Origin of the sequence: Parathalassolituus penaei, from assembly GCF_026626885.1 — a bacterium.
Classification (GTDB): Bacteria; Pseudomonadota; Gammaproteobacteria; order Pseudomonadales; family Oceanobacteraceae; genus Oceanobacter; species Oceanobacter penaei.
On the sequence record NZ_JAPNOA010000050.1, the window covers coordinates 1 to 1,702 of the forward strand.

3 protein-coding genes are annotated in these 1,702 nt (G+C 43.3%); 1 reads left to right on the plus strand and 2 read right to left on the minus strand.

Features of this window, described 5'->3' with window-relative positions:
• Positions 1-202: 202 nt before the first annotated feature.
• On the minus strand, positions 203-733 hold the full coding sequence (locus OUO13_RS14335; protein ID WP_283174590.1) for a hypothetical protein: 531 nt from the start codon (positions 731-733) through the stop codon (positions 203-205).
• 339 nt (positions 734-1,072) lie between these two features.
• Between OUO13_RS14335 and OUO13_RS14340 the strand changes: the two genes are divergently transcribed.
• Complete coding sequence (locus OUO13_RS14340) at positions 1,073-1,645, plus strand: phage integrase N-terminal SAM-like domain-containing protein (RefSeq protein ID WP_283174591.1); 573 nt, start codon at positions 1,073-1,075, stop codon at positions 1,643-1,645.
• On the opposite strand, the gene OUO13_RS20085 is transcribed toward OUO13_RS14340, so the two are convergent.
• Positions 1,611-1,694, minus strand: coding sequence for a hypothetical protein (locus OUO13_RS20085; RefSeq protein ID WP_428982302.1), 84 nt, complete (start codon positions 1,692-1,694; stop codon positions 1,611-1,613). The genes OUO13_RS14340 and OUO13_RS20085 overlap by 35 nt on opposite strands.
• Positions 1,695-1,702 lie beyond the last annotated feature (8 nt).

Consider the following 1,702-nt stretch of genomic DNA (forward strand, 5'->3'; position numbering starts at 1 on the left):
ACCACCATCGACGTCTGGTTGTAATCGTAATGCTTGTACCTTGGCATATCGCTTCCTCGCTGCTGCCAGGAATTTTACCGCAGAAAGGCGGTTGAGAGAGGTTTTTCTACAGCTTCAACGCCCGCAGCAACGGCAGGCAAAATTGGCGCGGCTTTTGGAACAAAAGGCGTGACAGTTTTGACTGTCCGATTGCCTGCGCTTGTTAGGCGAGTACAACACTATGAACCTCGAAAATGCGATAAGGACCAGGCTCACAGTCCTTTAACTCACCTGAATTAATTAAATTAATAGCCTCTTCGTATGTGTTGAAGAGACAATGTTCATTGGTTTTGATAGTCTCAGACAAATGATTGCAAGACAATGGTGAGCATTCACAAGATGTATTTGCAAAAAAAGAAACGACATCAAAGCCTTCTAGTTTTGTTTTTTTTGGTAATTTGACTTCAGTTTTGAATGACTTTTCTGGCTGGTAGTCTTCCCATGCCTTTTCATCTTGATCCCATTGTTGTTCTGAAGCTTTGTAAAAGAAAAGTTTCATCTTTGCTAAATCGATATCCTTCTCTTTTGCTATTGATTCCATTATTTCGGGAGAATCGAACAACCAATATCCATTATGTTTCCATTCATTGATCCAATCGTCAAAGTCTTCAGATACACAGCCACTAACCGAATATATATCTTTAATATTCTCGGCTTTTAGCCAGTCCGGTTTTTCACAGACTTCTTTGTACATGTATCCTACTGGAATCATTTCATTAGCCTAACAGTTTATTCATGCGCATGCGCGTTTTTCTGGTGGCGTGTTTTGTTGCAAAAGGATGATAGGTATTTGAATTGATTGATAATTTCCATTTTCATCAAGCCATCCTTCCTGGAAAAACGAGTATGCGCGTTTTTCTGGTTTAACGTGCGCATTAATTTTACGCACAAGACGCAAAACCATTGAACTTCATGGACTTACGCTAACAGCATCCGGAAAAACGCGCAACCACTCTGGAAATACGAGCATGGATTTTTTCTCAAGCACGATTATACTGTTCATACGTACAGTTCTTTCAGGAGGAGTAGAACCATGGGTAAAAGTCCGTTTTTGAACCAGATTTCTCGCTTCATGCGGCTGAATGGATACAGCCTCAGGACAGAAAAAACTTACCTTTACTGGATCAAGGCCTACATACGCTTTCATCAACGCCAACATCCGAATGTAATGGGGCCTGTTGAGGTCATGGGTTTTCTTGATCACCTGGCATCAGACCAGCACGTGTCATCGAATACACAACGAGTTGCCTTGAATGCTCTGGTATTTTTGTATGACAAGTTTATCCAGCGTCCATTAGGCGAGCTGGATTTCAATCGAGCGAATAAACCCAGGCGTCTTCCTGTCGTTTTGAATCGCTCCGAAGTTCAGGCTATTTTTAATCAACTGGACGGCCGTAACCGTCTGTTATTTGCACTGCTCTATGGCTCCGGGTTGCGAATCACTGAATGCTTGAGGCTTCGAGTCAAGGATATCAACTTCGACGCTGGGTCCTTGACGGTTCACGATGGCAAGGGTGGAAAGGATCGGGTCACGCTGCTGATCTTGCCCCGCTTTTGCGGACACATTCGTATTATCCATTCTTCGCCTCATACTCTAGTGGACTGAGATAACCCAGACCAGAGTGCAGGCGTGATCGGTTGTAGAAGCCATCAATGTAATCCT